This is a genomic window from Mesorhizobium sp. LNHC221B00 (assembly GCF_000502935.1).
In the GTDB taxonomy this organism is placed as follows: Bacteria; Pseudomonadota; Alphaproteobacteria; order Rhizobiales; family Rhizobiaceae; genus Mesorhizobium; species Mesorhizobium opportunistum.
In genome coordinates this window covers 179190-200115 of sequence record NZ_AYWR01000012.1, presented here as the reverse complement: position 1 = coordinate 200115, position 20926 = coordinate 179190, and the positions used below count along the sequence as shown (strand labels likewise).

22 protein-coding genes and 1 tRNA gene are annotated in these 20926 nt (G+C 62.9%); 5 read left to right on the top strand and 18 right to left on the bottom strand.

The annotated features are described in order from the left end of the window. Positions 1-2: 2 nt before the first annotated feature. From X741_RS149705 to X741_RS149745, 9 genes are all read right to left on the bottom strand, one after another. A complete protein-coding gene (locus X741_RS149705) occupies positions 3-1118 on the bottom strand; it encodes an ABC transporter ATP-binding protein (RefSeq protein ID WP_023765844.1) in 1116 nt (371 codons plus the stop codon). Positions 1119-1122: 4 nt separating this feature from the next. Beyond that, positions 1123-2067, bottom strand: a complete 945-nt coding sequence (locus X741_RS149710) for a carbohydrate ABC transporter permease (protein WP_023778546.1) — start codon at positions 2065-2067, stop codon at positions 1123-1125. After that, positions 2064-3020, bottom strand: a complete 957-nt coding sequence (locus X741_RS149715) for a sugar ABC transporter permease (RefSeq protein ID WP_023778545.1) — start codon at positions 3018-3020, stop codon at positions 2064-2066. Before X741_RS149715 ends, X741_RS149710 begins: the two co-directional genes overlap by 4 nt. 153 nt (positions 3021-3173) lie before the next feature. Further along, positions 3174-4427 (bottom strand): ABC transporter substrate-binding protein, encoded by a 1254-nt coding sequence (locus X741_RS149720; RefSeq protein ID WP_031250192.1) that lies wholly within the window; start codon positions 4425-4427, stop codon positions 3174-3176. A gap of 58 nt (positions 4428-4485) precedes the next feature. After that, positions 4486-5997, bottom strand: coding sequence for an aldehyde dehydrogenase family protein (locus X741_RS149725; RefSeq protein ID WP_023778543.1), 1512 nt, complete (start codon positions 5995-5997; stop codon positions 4486-4488). A 15-nt stretch (positions 5998-6012) separates the two neighbouring features. Beyond that, positions 6013-6789 (bottom strand): enoyl-CoA hydratase/isomerase family protein, encoded by a 777-nt coding sequence (locus X741_RS149730; protein ID WP_023778542.1) that lies wholly within the window; start codon positions 6787-6789, stop codon positions 6013-6015. After that, positions 6782-8383: an acyl CoA:acetate/3-ketoacid CoA transferase gene (locus tag X741_RS149735; protein ID WP_023778541.1), complete on the bottom strand. Its 1602-nt coding sequence runs from the start codon at positions 8381-8383 to the stop codon at positions 6782-6784. Before X741_RS149735 ends, X741_RS149730 begins: the two co-directional genes overlap by 8 nt. Continuing rightward, on the bottom strand, positions 8380-9396 hold the full coding sequence (locus X741_RS149740) for a Gfo/Idh/MocA family oxidoreductase (RefSeq protein ID WP_023778540.1): 1017 nt from the start codon (positions 9394-9396) through the stop codon (positions 8380-8382). Before X741_RS149740 ends, X741_RS149735 begins: the two co-directional genes overlap by 4 nt. After that, positions 9393-10451, bottom strand: coding sequence for a LacI family DNA-binding transcriptional regulator (locus X741_RS149745; RefSeq protein WP_023765836.1), 1059 nt, complete (start codon positions 10449-10451; stop codon positions 9393-9395). Before X741_RS149745 ends, X741_RS149740 begins: the two co-directional genes overlap by 4 nt. A gap of 241 nt (positions 10452-10692) precedes the next feature. On the opposite strand from X741_RS149745, the gene X741_RS149750 reads away from it, so the two are divergent. Beyond that, on the top strand, positions 10693-11847 hold the full coding sequence (locus tag X741_RS149750; protein ID WP_023778539.1) for a dihydrodipicolinate synthase family protein: 1155 nt from the start codon (positions 10693-10695) through the stop codon (positions 11845-11847). Between the two features lie 202 nt (positions 11848-12049). Next, positions 12050-12271, top strand: a complete 222-nt coding sequence (locus X741_RS149755) for a hypothetical protein (protein ID WP_023778538.1) — start codon at positions 12050-12052, stop codon at positions 12269-12271. 379 nt (positions 12272-12650) lie between these two features. Here X741_RS149755 and X741_RS149760 read toward each other — a convergent pair whose 3' ends face one another. Then, positions 12651-12860 (bottom strand): hypothetical protein, encoded by a 210-nt coding sequence (locus X741_RS149760; RefSeq protein WP_023778536.1) that lies wholly within the window; start codon positions 12858-12860, stop codon positions 12651-12653. A 396-nt stretch (positions 12861-13256) separates the two neighbouring features. Further along, entirely contained in the window at positions 13257-13478 is a 222-nt protein-coding gene (locus tag X741_RS149770; protein WP_023778534.1) for a hypothetical protein, read from the bottom strand. Between the two features lie 407 nt (positions 13479-13885). Between X741_RS149770 and X741_RS149775 the strand changes: the two genes are divergently transcribed. Continuing rightward, complete coding sequence (locus X741_RS149775; RefSeq protein WP_023778533.1) at positions 13886-14185, top strand: DUF1236 domain-containing protein; 300 nt, start codon at positions 13886-13888, stop codon at positions 14183-14185. A gap of 61 nt (positions 14186-14246) precedes the next feature. Here the strand turns inward: X741_RS149775 and X741_RS1000000171685 are convergent, their stop codons facing one another. The 3 genes from X741_RS1000000171685 to X741_RS149790 form a co-directional block, all read right to left on the bottom strand. Then, a complete protein-coding gene (locus X741_RS1000000171685; protein ID WP_156937910.1) occupies positions 14247-14855 on the bottom strand; it encodes a hypothetical protein in 609 nt (202 codons plus the stop codon). Between the two features lie 362 nt (positions 14856-15217). After that, positions 15218-15292: transfer RNA gene (locus X741_RS149785), tRNA-Val, on the bottom strand. A 105-nt stretch (positions 15293-15397) separates the two neighbouring features. After that, on the bottom strand, positions 15398-15835 hold the full coding sequence (locus X741_RS149790) for a response regulator (RefSeq protein WP_023778531.1): 438 nt from the start codon (positions 15833-15835) through the stop codon (positions 15398-15400). Between the two features lie 162 nt (positions 15836-15997). On the opposite strand from X741_RS149790, the gene X741_RS149795 reads away from it, so the two are divergent. Then, a complete protein-coding gene (locus X741_RS149795; protein ID WP_023778530.1) occupies positions 15998-16939 on the top strand; it encodes an N-formylglutamate amidohydrolase in 942 nt (313 codons plus the stop codon). 327 nt (positions 16940-17266) lie between these two features. Beyond that, the gene (gene hisN / locus X741_RS149800; protein WP_023765827.1) at positions 17267-18040 is read left to right on the top strand and encodes a histidinol-phosphatase; all 774 of its coding nucleotides are present in this window, start codon (positions 17267-17269) and stop codon (positions 18038-18040) included. Between the two features lie 30 nt (positions 18041-18070). Here the strand turns inward: hisN and X741_RS149805 are convergent, their stop codons facing one another. The 4 genes from X741_RS149805 to X741_RS149815 form a co-directional block, all read right to left on the bottom strand. Further along, positions 18071-18901, bottom strand: a complete 831-nt coding sequence (locus tag X741_RS149805) for an AraC family transcriptional regulator (protein ID WP_023778529.1) — start codon at positions 18899-18901, stop codon at positions 18071-18073. Between the two features lie 106 nt (positions 18902-19007). Next, entirely contained in the window at positions 19008-19259 is a 252-nt protein-coding gene (locus X741_RS149810) for a DUF1127 domain-containing protein (RefSeq protein WP_023778528.1), read from the bottom strand. A 3-nt stretch (positions 19260-19262) separates the two neighbouring features. Then, positions 19263-19418, bottom strand: coding sequence for a hypothetical protein (locus tag X741_RS1000000170425; RefSeq protein ID WP_013893122.1), 156 nt, complete (start codon positions 19416-19418; stop codon positions 19263-19265). A 169-nt stretch (positions 19419-19587) separates the two neighbouring features. Then, the gene (locus tag X741_RS149815; protein WP_023778527.1) at positions 19588-20565 is read right to left on the bottom strand and encodes an alpha/beta hydrolase; all 978 of its coding nucleotides are present in this window, start codon (positions 20563-20565) and stop codon (positions 19588-19590) included. Positions 20566-20926: the final 361 nt, after the last annotated feature.

Here is a 20926-nt window from a genome sequence, read left to right as displayed (position 1 = left end):
GCTCAGAGGATGCGGTTTTCGGTCGCCGGATCGAAGAACACCGCCTTGGTCAGATTGAAGGCGAGCGGCGTGCTGGTGCCCGGCTGGATGTTGGCGTCCGCGCGCAGCCGCGCCACCACGCCCTTGCCGCCGAGATTGGTGACGGCGAAAGTGTCGGAGCCGGCCGGCTCGACCACTTCGATGTGCAGGTCGGCGGTGGCGATGTTCGAGGCGTTTCGCTCGGCGCCCTCCGGATCGGTCAGTGCCTCCGGGCGGACGCCGAAGATGATCGGCTTGCCCTGGAAAGCCGACAGGCCCGCCGGGGCATTGGCCATCGGCAAGGTAATGGGCTCGCGCGCCTCGCGCTGCAGCACGACGGACAGTGCATTGCCTGAGGTGGCGATGGTCGCCGGGATCAGGTTCATCGCCGGCGAACCCATGAAGTCGGCGACGAACAGGTTGCTGGGGTTGTTGTAGATCTCGGCCGGCGTGCCGAACTGCTGAACCTCGCCGTCGCGCATGACGGCGATCTTGGTCGCCAGCGTCATCGCCTCGATCTGGTCGTGGGTGACATAGACGATTGTGGTGCCGGTGGTGGCATGCAGGCGCTTGATCTCGATGCGCATGTCGACGCGCAGCTTGGCGTCGAGGTTGGACAAAGGCTCGTCGAACAGGAACAGCTTGGGGTCGCGTACCAGCGCCCGCCCCATGGCGACGCGCTGGCGCTGGCCGCCTGAAAGCTGGCTCGGCTTGCGCTGCAGCAGGTGGCCGATCTGCAAGACCTTGGCCACCTTGTCGATCGCCTTCTGGCGCTCCGCCGCCGGCACGCCGCGCATCTCCATACCGAAGGAGATGTTGCCGGCCACCGTCATGTTCGGGTAGAGCGCGTAGCTCTGGAACACCATGGCGATGTCGCGCTTCGAAGGGTGCAGATCGTTGATGGTGCGGCCGTCGACGCGGATCTCGCCCGAGGTGATCGTCTCCAGCCCGGCAATGGTGTTGAGCAGCGTGGACTTGCCGCAGCCGGAGGGCCCCACCAGTACCAGGAAGCCGCCCTTTTCCAGCTCGAGGTCGATCCCCTTGAGTATCTCGACCTGGCCGAAGCGCTTCCTCAGACCATCAATTTCCAGAAAAGCCATCGGATTATCCTTTGACGGCGCCGGCCATCAGACCGCGCACGAAATAGCGGCCGGCGAGCACATAGACGAGAAGGGTTGGGAGTGCGGCGATCATCGCCGCCGCCATGTTGACGTTGTATTCGACGACGCCGGTCGAGGTGTTGACGACGTTGTTGAGCGCCACCGTCATCGGCATCGAGTCGCCGGTGCCGGCATAGGCGGAAGCGAACAGGAAGTCGTTCCAGATGTTGGTGAACTGGTAGATCACGGTGACGACGAAGATCGGCATCGAGTTCGGCAGCATGATGCGGCGGAATATCTGGAAGAAGGACGCCCCATCAACCTGCGCGGCCTTCACCAATTCCGTCGGGAACGCCTCGTAATAGTTACGGAAGAACAAGGTGGTGAAGCCGAGGCCATAGACGACGTGGACGAAGACCAGGTTCACGGTCGGATTGCCGAGGCCGAAGCTGGTCCCGACCGTGTTCTGCAGCGACACGCCGAAGCGGCCGAGGCTGCCGAGAATCGTAGCCATCGGCAACAGCACCGACTGGAACGGGATGAAACAGGCGAACAGCATCAGCCCGAACACCAGCGTCGCGCCGCGGAAACGCCATTTGGTCAGCACGTAGCCGTTCAGCGCACCGAGCATCGTCGAGATGATGACGGCCGGAACCACCATCTTGATGGAGTTCCAGAAATAGCCCTTGATGCCGGCGCAGGTGAGGCCGACGCAGGTCTCGCCCCAGGCCTTCAGCCAGGGCTCGAAGGTCGGCGCCTTGGGCAGCGCCAGCATGTTGCCGTTCTGGATCTCGTCCATGGTCTTGAACGAGGTAACCAGCATGACGAACAGCGGCATCAGGTAGAACAGCGCGAACAGCGCCAGCAGCCCATAGATGACGATGCGGTTGACGAGTTTGACATTGACGCCGCCGGAAGCCTGGCGGGCGGGAGTGGTGACGGCGCTCATCGCGGCTTCTCCCGCAGTTCGGAATAGAGATAGGGCACGATGATGGCGACGATGGTCATCAGCATGATCACCGCACTTGCCGAGCCGACAGCCATCTCGTTGCGCTTGAAGGTGTACTCGTACATGAAGTTGGACGGCAGCCAGGCCGAGCCGCCGGGTCCGCCGGAGGTCAGCGCCACGACAAGGTCATAGGACTTGATGGCAAGGTGGGCGAGCACGATGAAGGCCGACAGGAAGATCGGCCGCAGCAGCGGAATGACGATGCGGCGATAGAGCTGGAAGGTGGTGGCGCCGTCGATCTGCGCCGCCTTCATGATCTCGCCGTCGATGCCGCGCAGGCCGGCCAGGAACATCGCCATGATGAAGCCGGAAGCCTGCCAGACGCCGGCGATGACCACGGTGTAGATGACGAAATCCTTGTTCTTGATCCAGTCGAAATGGAAGCTCGTCCAGCCCCACTGGTGCAACGTCTGCTCGAGGCCAAGACCCGGATCGAGGAACCATTTCCAGGCGACGCCGGTGACGATGAAGGACAGCGCCATGGGATAGAGGTAGATGGGGCGCAGCACGCCTTCGCCGCGGATCTTCTGGTCGAGGAGGGTGGCCAGGAACAGGCCGAGCGCCAGGCAGATCAGGATATAGAGAAAGCCGAAAATGCCCATATTGGTGATCGACGTGTACCAGCTCGAAGGCGGGTCGGTGTCGAAGGTCCAGCCCCACAGCCGCTGATAGGCGCGCGAGCCGGTGATGACATAGGACGGGAAGGTCTTGGAGTTGGTGAAGGACAGATAGATCGTCCACAGGATGAAGCCGTATACGAAGACGATGGTGATGGCGAAGCTCGGCGCCAGCACGATCTTGGGCAATGCGTCCTGCAGGCGCGAGCGCACCGAGGCGCGTGGCCTGGCGTGCTCCGGCGTCAGCTTGATCTGGCTTGTCGCTACCGTGCTCATGAGCTCCTCCCGCTTTGGGTCGTCCGTGCTCTGCCGTCAGGCGGCAAGGCGGCCCGTGCATACGGGTCTTCGGTCGGCATGGTATTGAGCCGGCCAATCGTTGAGATAAAACCTTCCCCGCCGAAGCGGGGAAGATGTTTTCGGGCGTTGCGCTTACTTGGCGTCGTCGATCGCCTTGACCAGCTCGGCCACGGCTTCGTCGGAGGTCTTGATCTGACCATGGACGAACTTCGACACGACGTCCTTGTAGGCATTGGCGACCGCCGGCGGCGCGCCGTAGCCCTGGGCCAGCGAACCGAACAGCGTGCCGCCTTCATTGGCGGCCTTCAGGTCGGCGATGCCCTTCTTGCCGCAAGCGTCGAAGTCGGTGTCCGGAACGTCGGTACGAGCCGGAACCGAACCCTTGACGACATTGAAGGCCGACTGGAAGCTCTTCGACAGGGTGGCAGTGGCCAGTGCGACCTGGGCGGCCTTGCGGTCGTCCGGAACGTTGAACATGCCGAACATGTCGGAGTTGTAGACCACTGAGCCTTCCGTGCCCGGGAAGCGATAGCACAGGAAGTCGGTGCCCGGTGTTTTCTTGGCGGCATTGAACTCGCCCTTGGCCCAGTCGCCCATGACCTGCACCAGGGCGTCGCCCTTGATGACCATGGCGGTGGCAAGGTTCCAGTCTCGGCCCGAGAAGTTCGGGTCGACATAGGTGACGAGCTTGGCGAGGTTGTCGAACGACTTCTTCATCGTGTCGGACTTGAGCGAAGCGTCATCTAGGTTGTTGAAGGCCTTCTTGTAGAACTCAGGTCCGCCTGTCGACAGCACGACCGAGTCGAACATGGTGGCTTCCTGCCAGTTCTGGCCGCCGAGAGCGAGCGGGATCACGCCTGCCGCCTTGGCCTTGTCGAGCAGCGCAACGAAGTCGTCGAAAGTCTTCGGCTCGGTGCCGCCGATCTTGTCCATGACGGCCTTGTTGATCCACAGCCAGTTGACCGAGTGGACGTTGACCGGAGCCGCGACCCACTTGCCGTCATAGACCGAGAATTTCTGCAGGGCCGCCGGAACCGACTTGTCCCAGCCTTCCTTCTTCGCCGTCTCGGTCAGGTCGCCCATGACGCCGGCAGCCGCATAGTCGAGCACGGTGTAGCCGAGCATCTGCGAGGCGGTCGGATAGTTGCCTGCCGCGACCATCGCCTTCAGCGCGGTCATGGCAGCGTCGCCGCCGCCACCGGCGACCGGTACGTCCTTCCAGGCATAACCTTCCTTGGCCAGATCGCCCTTGAGGACGTTGAGGGCAGCCGCTTCGCCGCCCGACGTCCACCAATGCAGCATCTGCACTTCCTTGACGTCCTCGGCATGGGCCGCGAAAGCGAGCCCCGATGCGAGAGCCGTTCCGATAAGCAGTTTGCGCAACATGTACTTCCTCCCTTGTTGCATTACACGACCGGTGGAAGCCCACCGGGTTCTTCCCAACTCAGCCGACCCACCATCCGGTGCGCTGGCCGCGATGAAACTGGATTGTCTTTTCCTCGGTATAATCCTCGACGGCGCGCTTGCCGAGTTCGCGTCCGAGACCGGACTGCTTGTAGCCCCCGAAAGGCAGCTCGGGATAACCTTCCATGAATGTGTTCACCCAAACCGTCCCCGAACGCACCCCACGCGCTACCGACATGCATGTGTCGATGCTGGCGCTCCACACGCCCGCTGACAAACCATAGGGCGTGTTGTTGGCGATGTGCAACGCCTTTTCAATCGATTCAAAAGTCAGCACGGAGAGCACCGGGCCGAACACTTCCTCGCGCGCGATGGCCATGTCCTCGGTGACGCCGCGGATGATGGTCGGGTCGAGATATTGGCCGGCATTGGAGGCCAACTGCCCGCCGCCGCTGTAGATGCTGCTGCCGTCGCTTGCCGCTGCCGTGACGTAACCGGTGACCTTGTCCAGGTGGTCCGTCGAGATCATCGCCCCGACCTTGGTCCTGTCGTCGAGCGGATCGCCGACTGTCACCTTGGCTGTCAGGGCCTTCACGCCGGCCAGAAAATCGTCGGCGATCGCCTCGTGTACGATCAGCCGGCTGCCGGCATTGCAGCATTCGCCGGCATTGAAGAAGCCGCCGAACACCGCCGCGTCGGCCGCGGCTTCGAGGTCGGCATCGGGGAAGACGATCTGGCCGTTCTTGCCGCCGAGCTCCATCGAGACCTTCTTCAGCGACTGCGCGGCGGAAGCCATGGTCATCTTGCCGACGCGGGTGGAGCCGGTGAACGATACCATCTCGACCAGGGGATGGCTGACCATCGGTGCGCCGACATCGCTGCCCAGGCCGGCCAGGATGTTGACGACGCCGGCAGGCAGGCCGGCCTCGATCAGGATGTCGCCGAGCACGAAGGTCGAGGCCGAGGTCATCTCGCTCGGCTTGACCACCGCCGTGCAGCCGGCGGCGAGCGCGAAGGGCAGTTTCTGGCTGACGATCAGGAACGGGAAATTCCACGGCGTGATGATCGAGACGACGCCGATCGGCTCGCGCAGCACCACGCCCAGCATCGCGTCGCCGAGATTGGCGTAGCTCTCGCCGTGCAGCGTGCGGGCGAGCGAAGCGGCATAGCGCCAGATGTCGACGGCACCGCCGATCTCGCCGCGGGCCTGGGCGATCGGCTTGCCGGATTCCAGCGCATCGAGACGGGCAATGTCTTCAAGCCGAGCTTCGATCAGGTCGGCCGCCTTGTGCAGGAGCGCGGCGCGTTCGGCCGCCTTCATGCGCGGCCAGGGACCGGTCTCGAACGCCCTGTGCGCGGCTTGCATCGCCACTTCCACCTCGGCCTCGCCGGCTTGCGCGTAACGCGAAACCGTGAAGCCATGGCCGGGGCTGTTGCGCTCCAGCGTCCTGCCGTCGCGGGCATCGACATGTTTGCCGTCGATCAGCAGCCGGTAGGTCTTCGGCGCTGCGGAGGCCTCGGCGGGCATGGCGATGTTGAGAGGCGCGTTCATCTTGGTCGTGAATCCTCAGGATCTCGAAAATGCCGGCTTCTGCCTGGCCTTGAAGGCGCCGACGCCGGCTTTGAGGTCGCCGGTCAGCGCAATGAAGCCGCTGGCCAGTGCTTCGGTCGCGGCGGCACTTTCCTCGCCTTCGGCAACCGCGATCATCAGCTTGGCCGCTTCCGTCGCCAGCGGACCGCGCTCGGCGATCTTCTCGGCCCAGGACTTGGCCCCGGCGAGTGCCTTGCCGGTTTCGACCACCCGGTCGACCACGCCCAGGGCCAGCGCTTCAGGAGCAAGGAGAACCTCGCCGCCCAGCGCCATGCGACGCACCGTCTGCGCGCCGAAACGGCGCACGGCGCGCTGCGTGCCGGACCAGCCGGGAACGACGCCGATGGAAGTTTCGGGGAAGCCCAATTTCACCTGTGTTTCCGCGACCCGGAAATCGCAGGCCGCCGCCAGTTCCAGCCCGCCGCCCAGCGCGTGGCCCGACAGCACGGCGATGGTCGGTTGCCGCAGCCGCGCCAGCCGGTCGAAGACGCGGTGACCGTAGCGCACCCATTGCACCTGGAATTCGGCGGCACTCATGGCGGCCCAGGCTTCGACATCGCCACCGGCACAGAAGCCCTTGCCTTCGCCGCGGATGAGCACGACACGCACGCTGTCGGCCGCCTCCGCTTCGTCGAGCGCTGTTTCGAGCGCGCGAAGCATCGGAATATCCAGCGCGTTGAATTTCTCCGGCCGGCGCAAGGTGACGATGCCGATGGCGCCATCCTGCTCGAAGGTGACGAGGCGTTCAGCCATGCGCGCCTCCGAGCGAGGCGCCGCCATTGAGCGACAGGCCGATCGGCTGGTCGTGGTAGAGTGCTGACGGCGTTACCTTCAGGTCGTTGGCGACACCGAGCGCGATCTCGGACTGCCCCAGCACATCGCGCTCGAGATCGATGCCCGGCGCCAGTTCGGTCACCATCAGCCCGTCAGGCGTCAGCTTCATCACGCAGCGCTCGGTGACATAGGTGATGTCCTGGCCTTGCGCGACCGCGCGCTTGCCGGAGAAGGAGATGTGCTCGACCTCGCCGACGATTTTCTTGACCTTGCCCTCCTGGTCGATGCGGATGCCGCCATCGGCCAATGACAGTTTTGCGCCGGCATTGAAGAAACCCGAGAAAACAATCTTCTTCGCCCGCGCTGTGATGTCGACGAAACCGCCGGCGCCGGCGGTGACATGCGGCCGCGCCGACAGCTTCGACACGTTGACCGAGCCGTGGCGGTCGATCTGCAGGAAGGAGAGCAGCGAAGCATCGAAGCCGCCGGCCTGGAAATAGGTGAACTGGTGCGGCGAGGGCATGAAGGCGTCGGCGTTCGACGAGCAGCCGAACTTGAAGTCGAGCAGCGGCACGCCGCCGACCGCGCCCTGCTCGATCACCCAGGTGACCTTGCCATGCTGGCCTTCTTCCAGAAGGATGCGCGGAACGTTGGCGGAGATGCCGAAACCGATGTTGACGGCCATGCCGTCGCGCAGCTCCATGGCGACGCGGCGGGCGATCACCTTCTGGACGTTCATCTCGGCGTTGCGGAAGGTCGACAATGGCCGGAAGATCTCGCCTGATATGGCCGGGTCGTAAGGCGTCAGCGTTGTCTGCAACTGGTCGGGCGCGACGACGATGTGATCGACCAGCACGCCCGGCACGCGCACGTCATGCGGCTTCAGCGTACCGTTTTCGACGACGCGCTTGACCTGTGCGATGACGACGCCGCCATTGTTGCGAGCGGCGAGTGCCTGTTCGAGGCCGCCGAGATAGGCGCCTTCATGTTCATAGGTGAGGTTGCCGCGCTCATCCGCCGTGGTGGCGCGGATGATCGAGACGTGAGGCACGATCGAGCGGAAATACAGCCACTCCTCGCCGTCGAACTGCTGCACCGAGACGATCGGTTCGCTGGCCGCCGCGTTCATTGCGCAGCCCTGATGGCGCGGGTCGGCGAAGGTGTCGAGCCCGACCTTGGTCAGCACGCCCGGCCGCTTGGCGGCGGCTTCGCGGTGCATGTCGAACAGGATGCCGGACGGCACGTTGTAGGCGGCGACCGAATTGTCGCCGATCATCTTCCAGATCCGCGGCGGTTCGGAAGAGGAGGGACCGGACGGATAGGAACCGCACAAGGTGCGCTTCAAAAGGCCAGGCTTTGCCAGATGGTCGATGCCCTTGATGCCATACATGTCGCCCGCGGCGATCGGGTGCAGCGTGGTTATGTGCTTCGGGTGGCCTTCCGCGTCGAAGCGTTCACCGATGGCGGCCAACACCGCGTCCGGGCAGCCGAGACCGCTCGACGAGGACACGGATACTGTCATGCCATCCTTGATCAGTCCGGCTGCCTGCGCCGCTGAAACGACCTTGCTCACTTCATGCTCCCGAGTTTCGGGTCGATCTCGATGGCCTTGCCGGAGCTGGCCGATTGCAACGCCGCCTCGGCCGAGGCGAGGGACCAGATGCCGTCCTCGCCGGTGGCGGCAGGCTGGCCGTCACCGTGGATCGCGGCATGGAACCGCCGCACGGACCTGACGTAGAGATCCTCGTGGTCGAAGCTCAATTCCTCCTCGCCGCTTGCCGTGCGCAGCATCACCGTGCCGACCGGCTTCTGCGTCATCACATTGCTGGCGATCAGCGAACCTTCCGAGCCATGCACCTCGAAGCCGGTGCCGGCATAGCTGGTGGTAAAGCCTTCATGCGACTGCGCGATGAGGCCGGATTTGAAGCGCCAGATGCACATGGCGCCGTCCTCAAGTCCGCTGCCGGCCATGCCGGCGGATTGTGTGAAAGCCGAAACCTCGACCGGATCGTCGCCGAGCACGAAGCGCAGCGTGTCGGCATCATGCACGGTGATGTCGAGCACGACGCCGCCGCCAGCCTCGGGCCTGGCTATGCGCCAACCCTGCAGGTTTTCAGGCAGGTAGACGGCGTGGAAGACACGCGCCGCGATCGGCCTGCCGATGCGGCCGGCTGCGACGGCTTCGCGCATGGCACGATGCGCGCCGGCGTTGCGCAGGTGGTGGTTGGTGCCGAGTACGATGCCAGCCGCTCTGGCGGCGGCAACCATCGTGCGGGCATCGGCACTCGTCAGTGCCAGCGGCTTTTCGCACAGCACGTGCTTGCCTGCCTTGATGGCGGCCAAGGCCTGTTCGAGATGTAGCTCGTTGGTGGTCGAGATGTAGACGGCGTCGATATCCTCGGCGAGGAGCTCGTCAAGCGTCGAGACCGCAAGCGCAATGTTGTTTTCCACGGCATAGGCCTGGCCCCGCTCCGGACTGGAGCTCATCACCGCCGCGATCTTGCCATCGGCCTGCACACGGATGGCGTTGACCATGAATTGCCTGGCGATCGTGCTGGCGCCGATCAGTCCCCATTTGAGGCTCATGCGACGCCTCCCGTTCCCGACGACCTGTTTCTGGCGCGACGGTCCGGACCGCAGCTTTCCCTGACCACGAGATTGACCGCCCCGATATGATCCTCGGCACGTGTGGTGCGCGACTGGATCATCTTGATCATGACATGGGCGGCGCGTTCGCCGAGGCCGGCGCTGTCCACCGCGACGCTGGTCAGCGCAGGCATGTAGTGTTCGGCTTCCGTCACATCGTCAAAGCCTACGACGGCGAAATCCGGTCCCGGCTCAAGTCCACGCTTGCGCAGCGCCAGCATGGCGCCAAAGGCGACCGCATCGTTGAAGCACAGGGCCGCACTCGGCGGTTCAGCCATTGCAAGCGCGGTTTCCAGGCAAGCGATGCCACCCCGACGGCTTGTCTCACCTTCGATGACGAGCATGTCACGCGTATCTATCCCGAGCGTCTCGCATGCCTCGCGAAAGCCGCCGAGCCGGTCATGATAGACCACGAGGTCGGACGAACCGCCGAAGAAGGCCAACCGGCGATGCCCCTTGCCGATGAGGTGAGCAGCGGCGAGATAGGCGCCGCGATGATTGTCGGGAGCGATCACCGGAATGCGGCTCTCGGGCAGCCGGCGCATGGCGAAGGCAATCGGAACACCGGCCATTTCCAGCCGCCGGAATGCTCCCGGGGTCGTGCCGCGCGCCGGCGAAACGATGAGCCCGGCGACGCCCTGTTCCATCAGCGATTTCAGCACCTCTTCCTGGCGGACCGGGTTTTCCGCCGTGTTGGCGATGAAGGGCACGATGCCGGCGGACTGGAAGACACGCTCCATGCCGACCGCCAGTTCGGCGAAGAATGGATTTGTGAGGTCGTTGATGACCATTCCGATGACGTTGGAGTGGGCTTTGCGCAGATTGGCGGCGCCGCGATTGTAGACATAGCCGACGTCCTCGATCGCCTTGCGCACCTTGACCGCGGTCTCGGGGCGGATCAGTCCGCTGCCCTGGAGGACGAGCGACACCGTCGATTTGGACACGCCTGCCTCGCGGGCGATGTCGAAGATCGTCGCCTTGGCCCGGCTGGCCATCCTGATGTCTCCTCCCGGTTTCCATCCACATTTTTATTGGAACGTTCTAATCTCTGCTCCAATCGCGAGTCAATCGGGAATTTTTGGATTCCCGAATATCGATAATGTAACGCCGTGAGCCCTGTAATTGCGGGGCTATCGTGCTGCGTTGCAGCAATACGAGGGAGGTGAACCTCGAATCTCAAAGCTTCTTGATTTATTGGAACGTTCCATTTATTAGCGCGATTACAGGGAGAGATCGATGGATATAGCCTTGCCTGGTGAGGGTGGCCGCAGCAGCCATTATGCGCTTGTCGGACAGCCGGTGCGGCCGATCGTCGGCGCGCGGTGTTCGCGCATCGCCTATGCGGCGGCGCATGTCGTTGCCGATCCGCTCGGGATGACCGATCCGTGGTCGCGGCCGGCGGTCGACTGGGAGCGGACGATGGCGTTCCGCCATCATCTGTGGCGGCTCGGCTTCCGTATCGCCGAGGCGATGGATACCTCGCAGCGGGGGATGGGTTTCGACTGGGCAAATGCGCGGGAATTGATCCGCCGCTCGATCGCCGAGGCGCGGACCGTCGAAGGCGCCGACCTTGCCTCGGGCGCCGGCACCGATCATCTGGCCCCGGCGGCGGCTCGCACACCAGACGATGTGATCGCCGCCTATGAAGAGCAGTTCGCCTTCATCGAAGGGCAGGGCGGCAAGGTGATCATGATGGCGAGCCGGGCACTGGCGGTTGTCGCAAAGGGCCCCGATGACTATGCGCGCGTCTACGACCGCCTTTTGAGCCAAGCGTCCGGCAAGGTGATCCTGCACTGGCTGGGCGACATGTTCGACCCGGCCCTGAAAGGCTATTGGGGCAGCAGCGATTTCGAGACCGCGCTCGATACGGTGGTCGCCATCATCGAGCGCCATGCCGGCAAGGTCGAAGGCATAAAAATCTCGCTGCTCGATGCCGGCAAGGAGGTCGCGCTGCGCAGCCGGCTACCGGATGGTGTCGTGATGTTCACCGGCGACGACTTCAATTATCCCGAACTGATCGCCGGAGACGGCCATGGTCATTCGCACGCGCTGCTCGGCATTTTCGACGCCATCGCGCCGGTCGCCAATGCCGCCCTGGCGAAACTCGCGGAGGGCGACCGCGCCGGCTATGATGCGCTGATGGCGCCGACGGTGCCGCTGTCGCGAAAGATCTTCGAGGCACCGACCGAATATTACAAGGCCGGCATCGTCTTCATGGCCTGGCTGAACGGCCATCAGGACCATTTCACGATGGTCGGCGGCATGCAGTCGGCGCGTGGCATCCGCCACTATGCCGATATCTTTCGCCTTGCCGACCAGGCAGGCCTGCTGGCCGATCCGGACCTGGCCGTATCCAGGATGAAGAGCCTGTGCGCGGTCGCGGGCATCTGAGCCCAGCGGGATTGACCGGAAGTATCCCCCCGCATCAGGTGATTTGTGATCTCGGCGCCGAGAGCCACTGCGTTGGGCCGCCCGGACGTGGCGTGTACCGTTTTAATACAATCCCCAATTGGTAGACTCGTGCGGCGCACCGGCAGTTAATTCCTCCGTCAGGCCAAAAGGAGGGAAAAAGGCCGCGACCAGGGAGAAAACGATGTCTGTGCGAAAAGAAGACTATCGAACCAACAAAGCCGACTATGTGATTGCCGCGATGTATCGCCGAATGGACGCGGATGATGACGAGCGCGACGAGCTGCTGACAAAGGAGAAGTTCCTGCGGCTACGAGACCGGCGATTCGCCAAATTGGCCGCAAATCCGGCGGAAAGTTCGCCGGGGCCGAAAGCCAGGCCGCGTGGTTACGGCCGCTCATTCTAGCGCATTGAACGCATGGTGTGAACGCATGGGAAAGCCCCGCCGACCGGGAGTCAGGCGGGGCTATCTGGACAGGTTCTTGGGGTTCTTCAAGTCAAAGCGCTGTCTCATCTCGGCCGACGGCTACTACGAGCGGACGGTATCGCTCGCCGACAAGAAGTGAGATCCTGGGCACTTTTCCAGCCATGCGCTGTTTTAATGACCAGGCCGGGACGATCGGGCCGATCGTACTCTGGCGGCCTGCAAGAACGTCGTCAAAGGCTTCTAGCAAGGCGTCGGCAGATATCAGGCACGACGCGTTCTTGCCATGTTCCCGCGCTTGTAACGCAGTACATCCAGGCGTAGTTGGCGCACTCTTGATCCTTCTTGACGACCGCCATTGTTAGCGCCCCAACGGCTGTTTCGAAAGCGAGGCGAGTTCGTCCTCGTCGATCACACCCGCCATGTAGTTTGCGATAATGCGGGATGCGATTGCGTCGCGTGCATCGGCCGACTGGCCATCAAGCTTGAGCCTATCAAAGACCCGCCCGAGGAGAGCTATCTCTGAAGCGTCAAAAATACCTACCTCAGTCGCCTTCCGCCGAATCGGCATGATCTTCCTCCCCGAAATTCCTGCAGTGAAGCGTGCCGCAAATCTTCGTCCCCGCGCAAGTGCTTTACGCGGCCGATGATGCCGGGCTGAACCATTGTGTTGCCGGCCGCTTCATGACCTTCGGCGCCGGCCCCAAGTGCTTGGATCCGCTTCCACAGTCGGTCTCGGATGGCGCCGCTCGAATTGATGAAAGCCGAACCGCATGCCTGCCCGTCGACCGATCGGCCATTAGAGCCAATGCCGGCTCGGCCGTTTCGCGCTCGACACCGAGAAGTTCGAATTCGGCCGAATAGCATTTCGCCTTCAGTCCGTTGGTTGACGGACCCGTTTCGATATTTGCCGTCAAGACGCTTCGTGAGGTTGAGCAATGCCCCTACGGCGGGCGCAGTATTGCCTTCATATTCCGTGGGTCAGTACAATGTAGATAGCGGGGACTAACATCAACCAGCCGCCCATTCCTAGAACTACCCAAAGAGCAGTGCGCTCGGTTCGTCTGACAAGATCGGTAATATTCTCCTCGTCGGTCAAGGAGACAGCTTCCAGCAACCCAGGCTGATCATTGTCATTCGCAGGGTCGTTCGCGTTGCCGCTTTCATTCGATTTCTGGATCAATGCCATTGTCCTTTGCTCACCAGATAATAGAGGACCCGCCAGCTGCCCTAGGCGGCTCGCGGGTCCTATCAGCACAGGAAGGGACGTAGCTGTGCCGATCCACGACATGTCAGCCAAGGGCTATGCCGATCACCAGAAAGGTGACGGCGGTCGCGAAAACCGGTGCGAGCAACCACCGCGCTTGGCCAACACTCTTATCCATCTGCTTTCTCCGATTTGGAGAAGCAACTACGCCGGACGTAGGCCGTTCCGCCCAGTCCCAAGAGGCAAGACCATTGCGTTTTGCGGCCGGACTTTGGTCCTATCCTGTTTCAGACTGAAGCCCGGCAGCGGAACGTTTGGCCGGACGAGGTGTTCGGATGGCTGGCGCGCAGACGGTCGTGCTGTCGCCCGGACCATAAGAGGAGAAAACCATGAGGATGCACCTTACCAGCAGCGCTGCGGCGCTACTGCTTTTAGCCGGCGTCGGCGCAGTTGCGGCACAGGACGTTGTCATCACGCCGGAGCAGGACACCGTCGTGCGCGAATATGTGAAGAAGCAGCCACTTGCTTCCGTGAAGGTTCCTGGTGTGGAACTGAACGTCGGAACGGCTCTGCCGGACACGGTTGAACTTCATGAGGTCCCCAACGTCAAATACCGCTACGTGGTGGTCGACAACCGCACGGTTCTGGTGGACCCAAGCACCCGCAAGATTGTCAAAGTCTACGACTGAACTTCGAACTACCACTCCCGCCGCCACCCCATGGCGGCGGGCAGTGCATGTCGGTCGCCACTCAACCGGACAAGTGAAGATGATGACCCTTGAAGTCGAAACATCGCAAGCCCTCGAGGCGCGCTTGGTTGATCTCCAGGCGAGAGTGCGGGCCGCTCGCATAACCGAGACCGAAATAAGAACCTTCCAAAAGGTCGCAGCGATCATGGATGACGGTCGCGGGCAGATTGCTGGCGACGACCTGATCGCAGCATCGTTCCTTGTCGAACCGAAGACTTTCAATAGGTAGCGCACCAGCGGCGGCGCCCTGTCCTTCAGCAAGCGGGCAGCTGTTATCGTTCGCCCCGGCCTTTGCCGAAGGCCAGCGGATACGGGTGGGGCTTGCCGAGTCCAGCGCCGTAGGCGCACGTCCAAGCCGCCGAGAAAAGCCCGCCACTGAGGAAGCAGTGATGGGCCTTTCCAGTGTTCTGCTTGGTGAGGGAACCCAAGCGGCTTCCAAACTCCAATTTCGAAAACAGGTTCCTTGATCGGCCAAAATTGCCGTTGCAGTGGTCCGCTCCGCATCTGGGTAAAGCCTACCATAGGGAACGATGACGGGCCTTCGTCGGTCCTGCTCGATGGAGGGATACACCGAGCCGCGTTGAACTTTACCGATGGAATACGGTTCCAAACAAAATGAGCCCGCACCGCCGGGTTGGGACGATGCGGGCCGACCAAGAGTGAATTCCCTTGGCCACAGCGGAGGGGGATGCTGCACTACTGAAACTGAGAACCGGTATATTAGGTTCCACTTAAGGACAAAGAGATCCTTGTCCCATTTACAACCTCCCAGTCTGTGGGTCCGCACCACGGGCGGCACGGTGCGGATTCCGGCCGAAGATTGCCTTTCTCGGCCAGCGCACATCGCGCTGCTGCCCATGCAACCAGCCTTGCTCGCAGGCATCGATTTGGGAAGCGGCCGGCGCGCTCGGCGTGTCGGCCAAGACGCTCGATGGCCGCGTCGTCAGGAAGTTATCTAAGTCTTTGAAAGGATGGTGGGCGTGACAGGGATTGAACCTGTGACCCCTGCAATGTCAATGCAGTGCTCTCCCGCTGAGCTACACGCCCATCCGAAGCCGCGCATACACCATTTTTGATCCAGCGCGTCAATAGCAGGAAAAAGGAAAGAAGGCGTCGTCTCGCCGCAGCCGCGATGCCTTGGCCGAAGGCGGCTCAGGCCGCCTGCAGCATCTTCTCGACCTCGTTGACGAGATCGCGCAGGTGGAAGGGCTTCGACAGCACCTTGGCGTCTTTCGGCGCCTTGGAATCCGGGTTCAGCGCAACGGCGGCGAAACCGGTGATGAACATGACCTTGAGGTCGGGATCGATCTCGGTGGCGCGCCGTGCCAGTTCGANAACGGCGGCGAAACCGGTGATGAACATGACCTTGAGGTCGGGATCGATCTCGGTGGCGCGCCGTGCCAGTTCGATGCCGTCCATCTCCGGCATGACGATGTCGGTCAACAGCAGCGAGAACGGTTCCTCGCGCAGCCGCTCATAGGCGCTGGCGCCATTGTCGAAATCGCTAACCTGATAACCGGCGCGCTCCAGCGCCTTGACGAGGAACCGACGCATATCGTCGTCGTCTTCCGCCAGAAGAATGCGTGCCATGATGTCCCGTCCGAATCACCCGCCCGAGACTGCCGTGGGGCAGGCCCGTTAACCATCCTGTATATGAGGAGGTGAGGGTAAACATCAAGTGAACGAGGACGAGGAAGCCCCACATTTGGCAAGCGGCGAGGCCGCCGAAATGCTGGACATGCGGCCAGCAAGGTGGCAGTTTCATATCATGATGCACTGGTGCTTTCGGGTTCGTTCAAATTGAAGACGGCAGCCGAGGATTTTTCGGTCGTTCCACCCTTCGAAATCCGATCGGGCGCCGAACAGCGCGTCCCCTTCCTCTTCAACTCACCACACAGTGGCCGCTACTATCCCGAACGCTTCCTTGCCATGGCAAGGCTCGACCGCAACGCCATCCGCCGCTCGGAGGATTGCTACGTCGATGAGCTGTTCGGGGGCGCGGTGGCCCTCGGCGCGCCGATGCTGGCGGCGAATTTCCCGCGCGCCTATCTCGACGTCAACCGCGAGCCCTGGGAACTCGACCCGCGCATGTTCGCCGAGCCGGTGCCGTCCTTCTGCAACATCCGCTCGGCGCGGGTGGCGGGCGGGCTCGGCACGGTGCCCAAGCTGGTCGGCGAGGGGCTCGACATCTATTCCGGCCGCTTGCCGCTCGCCGAAGCGGTCGCCCGCATCGAGGCCGTCTACAAGCCTTATCACGAGACGCTGAAGCGGCTTTTGACGAGAACCCATGCCCGTTTCGGCTTTGCGGTGCTGATCGATTGCCATTCGATGCCGGCGAGCATCCGTGTCGGCGACAACGGCCTGCGGCCGGACTTCATCATCGGCGATCGTTTCGGCATCTCGGCCACCGCTGCCCTGACCGAAACCGCGATCGGCCTGCTCTGCGCCATGGGCTATACCGTCGCCCACAACAAGCCTTATGCCGGCGGCTTCATCACCGAGCACTATGGCCGCCCGGCGCGTCATCTGCATGCACTGCAGATCGAGGTCAATCGCGGGCTCTACATGAACGAGCGGACATTCGAGAAGGCAGCGGCCTTTGACGCGCTGGCGGATGATTTGACGCGATTTTCGGCCGATCTGATGGCGATGCCCGACCATCATTTCATCGACCTGCCGCTGGCCGCGGAGTGAGATCGCGCACCGGATGGGCAGCTTGGGATTTGCGGCGTAAAAAAAGACCGCATCGTTTTCACGATACGGTCGAAGTCTAGGGAGGAAACGCCCAAGGAGGGCATGGACAGGAGAACCTGTCCGAGATTGAGGGTATTGTGCGCTGCACAAATGTCAAGCGACGTTCAGGCTTTTTTAATTCAGAGTGATGTGGAAACTGCGTTTCGATGACGCTGGCGTGACATTCCGGCAACAGTCGCGGCGGCGGATAAATCGATAAACAGGCTTGTTTTGGCAGGAAAGTGGCGGCAGAGCCCTATTCGGGCATGCCGCATGCGGGAGAATCAGTTGGATATCAGCATCGATTTCATGCGCCGCATCGCGCAGGCGGCAGCGGCGGAGACCTTGCCGCGCTTCCGTGCCCAAGGGGCTGTCGCCAACAAGGAAAAGGGCAGTTTCGATCCGGTCACCGAAGCTGACCGCGAAACCGAGCGCGCCATCCGGGCGCTGATCTCGGCCGAGTATCCCGACCATGGCATTCTTGGCGAGGAGCATGGCAGCGAAAATATCTCCAGCAGGCATGTCTGGGTGATCGATCCGATCGACGGCACGCGCGCCTTCATCTCCGGCCTGCCGGTATGGGGGACGCTGGTCGGGCTGACGGTCGACGGTGACGCGGTCGCCGGCATGATGGCGCAACCCTTCACCGGCGAGCTGTTCTATGCCAACGCATCGGGCTCGCACTACGAGGGGCCGGGAGGCCCGCGCAAGCTTTCGACCCGCAAGACGACGAAGCTTTCCGAGGCAACCCTGTTCACCACCACACCGGCACTGTTCAAGGGCGAGGCGCGCAATCGCTATGACGCCTTCGAGAGGCAGATCCAGCTCGCCCGGTACGGCGCCGATTGCTACGCCTTCGCCATGATCGCCTCGGGAAGCGTCGACATTGTCGCCGATCCCGGATTGAAGCCCTACGACATCGTGGCGCTGATCCCGATCATCGAGAAGGCGGGCGGTGTCGTCACCACCTTCGACGGCGGGCCGGCGGAAAAGGGCGGCGATGTGCTGGCGGCGGCAACGCCGGAGCTTCACGCGGCCGCCATGGCTGCCCTGCGCGGCTGATATCTCCGCGCTTTCTTTGACGCGATTAAATCAGCGCGATCCGATCGAGCGCTGGAATTCCGCTGGGGTGCGCCCGTAGACCTGTCTGAACGTCGAGCTGAAATGGCTGTGGCTGGAGAAGCCGAGATCCATGCCCAGCGTGGTCAGATTGTCGTAGCGGCCGAGCAGGTCGAGCGCGCGCGCCAGCCGAAGGCGCAGGTGATAGCGATAGAGCGGCATCGCCTCGACCTGCTGGAACACTTGCGTCAGATAGACCGGCGAGACGCCGACCTCGGCGGCAATCTCGGCCAGCGTCCAGCGCCGCGACAGGTCCGAAGACAGGACGAGCTTGGTGCGGTCGACCAGCTTCTGCCGTCCGGGGCTGGCGCCCGCGGCATGCGAGGTGTGTTCGCCGAGCGAGCGCCGCACCAGCGTCAAGGCGAGCGTCTCGGCTTCCAAGGTCTCGGCGACATTGCGGCTGAGGCTATGGCGCAGCAACGCCACCAGGGCCTGCGCGCGCGGGTCGATGCGCCGGTGCTGGCGGCGGAACGCCAGGCGGTCGCCGGTGCGCAGCTGCCCCTTCGGCGCCAGTTCGCGCAATTGGCCTTCCTCGACCACAAGGTCCAGACAGGCATCGCCACCTTCGACCGGGTGGCTGACCTGATAGGCCTCAGCCGCGTTGAAGAACAGCAGCTGATTGGCCTCAGCGACGACATCGTTGCGCCCGACATGGCGCACGAAGACTCCGCGATAGGGAAACACCAGATGCGTGGCCGCGCTGCACTCTTCGTCGCTCCGGTGCCGGCATTCGCCGCTGCAGACGATGTCGCGCACCCTGACGGTGCCGGTGTCCAGGAGCGGCTGTACCGTGAATTGCGACATGGCCGTTGCGTTCATTCCTCGTACCGGAAAATCAATCCGGAATTTACGAAGGCACTCTACGCAATCGGCCGGTCCGATCCTGTCAGGAGACTTCCCGGACGGTGCCTCAATCCCACAAGCGGCGGCTGAATTCGCAATAGGCATCGCCGCGCGACAGGCCGATGTCCTTGAGCTGTTCCTCGGTCATTTCGAGCAAGGCAAGGCGGCTTCGGCGTCTTTCCATCTGGCGACCGACCCATCGGGCTGCCGCAAGGCATCGGGCGTGCAAGGACTGCAGCATGGTCGTGGTGCGGAGGGTCGTTGCCCGCGCCGGGACATGGCCGGCCAAGCGCTGCGCTATTGAATGATCGGGGCGCATGGCTCAGTCCTCACCGGCGCCGGCCGCCGAAGCGCCGGCTTCGTTGAGTGCCTGTGCACATTCCTCGCAGCAGACCTCGACGGTCTTGCCGCCGACCTTGACGCGGATCGGATTGGCGTCCAGCTGGCAATCGCAGGCGGCGCAGGTTTTGTCGGTCATGATCTCATCTCCTCGGCGTTCAATTCGACGCGAGCAGATGAGCATTCCGAGACGGGCGCGGACTGTCAGAATCTTTAGCACTTTTGAGCGCCGCGGGCGCGAGCGCCCCACCTTCCTGACAACAGGGTGTCAGCTATGCCGGCCGGTCCGTGGAAGGCTTTGGCGCCAGTCAGGCCGTCGGGTCGTCGGAGCCGGGAACGAAGGCATCGAAGGCGGCGAGGAATTGTTCGCGGTAAAGGTCGGCCTCCTGCAGGATTTCGTGCTTGGCGCCGTCGATCATCAGCATCGAGCCGAGCCTCAGACTTCTGGCGTATGCTTCCACCGCCCTGGTCGAGACGACCTGGTCGGCGCCGGCGGCGATGATCAGCAGGGGAACCTGGATCCTGGCCATGAAGTCGGGATCGCTGATCGCTTCCGAAGCCTTTGCCGCCGCCTGCAGCCAACGGATCGTCGGGCCGCCGAGGGCCAGTTGCGGATACTCTTCGTAGATGCGGGTGTTGCGACGGTAGCGCCGTGGATCCGACGTCACCTTGTTGGCTTCGAAAGGCAGCGTGTCTCTCGGCCGCGGGCCCCAGGCGGCATAGAGCCTGCCAAGGCCCAAAGCGCAGAAAAACGAACAGACGCGGCGAACCGTGCTTATCGAGACCGGCAGGTCGGGCAGCGTCAGGAACGGCGCGATCAGCACCATGCGCCGCACGCGGTTGACCATCGACGGCGCTGCAAGCAGCGTGATCACCGCGCCGGCGGAATGAGCCAGGATGTAGTAGGGTCCACGGCAGTCGGGCAGCACGATCTCCTCGAAAAACTGCTCGAGATCGGCCGTATAGTCGCGGAAGGACCTGACATAACCGCGCTGGCGATCGCCGATCAGCCGGTCGGAACCGCCCTGGCCGCGCCAGTCGAGCGTGGCGACGCCAAGGCCCCGGGCGGCAAGATCGCGGATGGTTTCGAAATATTTCTCGATGCACTCGTTGCGGCCTGGCAGCAGCACCACCGTGCCCCTCATCGGGCGCGCGACGGCTCCGAACAGGCCATAGCGGATCTTCTTGCGGTCGCGCGTGGTGAAGAAGCCGCCGCCGGCGTTCTCCGGCCGCGGATTGCCCTCAGTCTCATGGAAAAGGGAGGTGTCTTGGAGGATGTCCGTCATACGGCGCTTTGTGCTCGGCGTCTTCACGTGCCAGCCTGTCGGGACCGGCCTCTCAAGGTGATAGACGTCAATACATCAAAAGCAAAGGAATTCCAGATGACGGGGGCCGCAGCACAGGGAAGGCCGGAAGCGGCTTTGAGCCCGCTTCCGGCCTTCTGTCGATCCGGGAGGAAGGGACGTTAACACCCGGTTCGGCTTCGTTGCGGCCCTCTGCAAATTCGGCGCCGCCAATCCTTGATCTTGAGAGCCACTTTAGCGGCAACTGTCTGAACGCGCGCCTAAGCGCCGGTTCATCTGCCGTTCATCAAGGCAGGCCGCCCTGTTTTTTTGCCGTCCGGCCAAATCTTGAAATGCCTTCGAG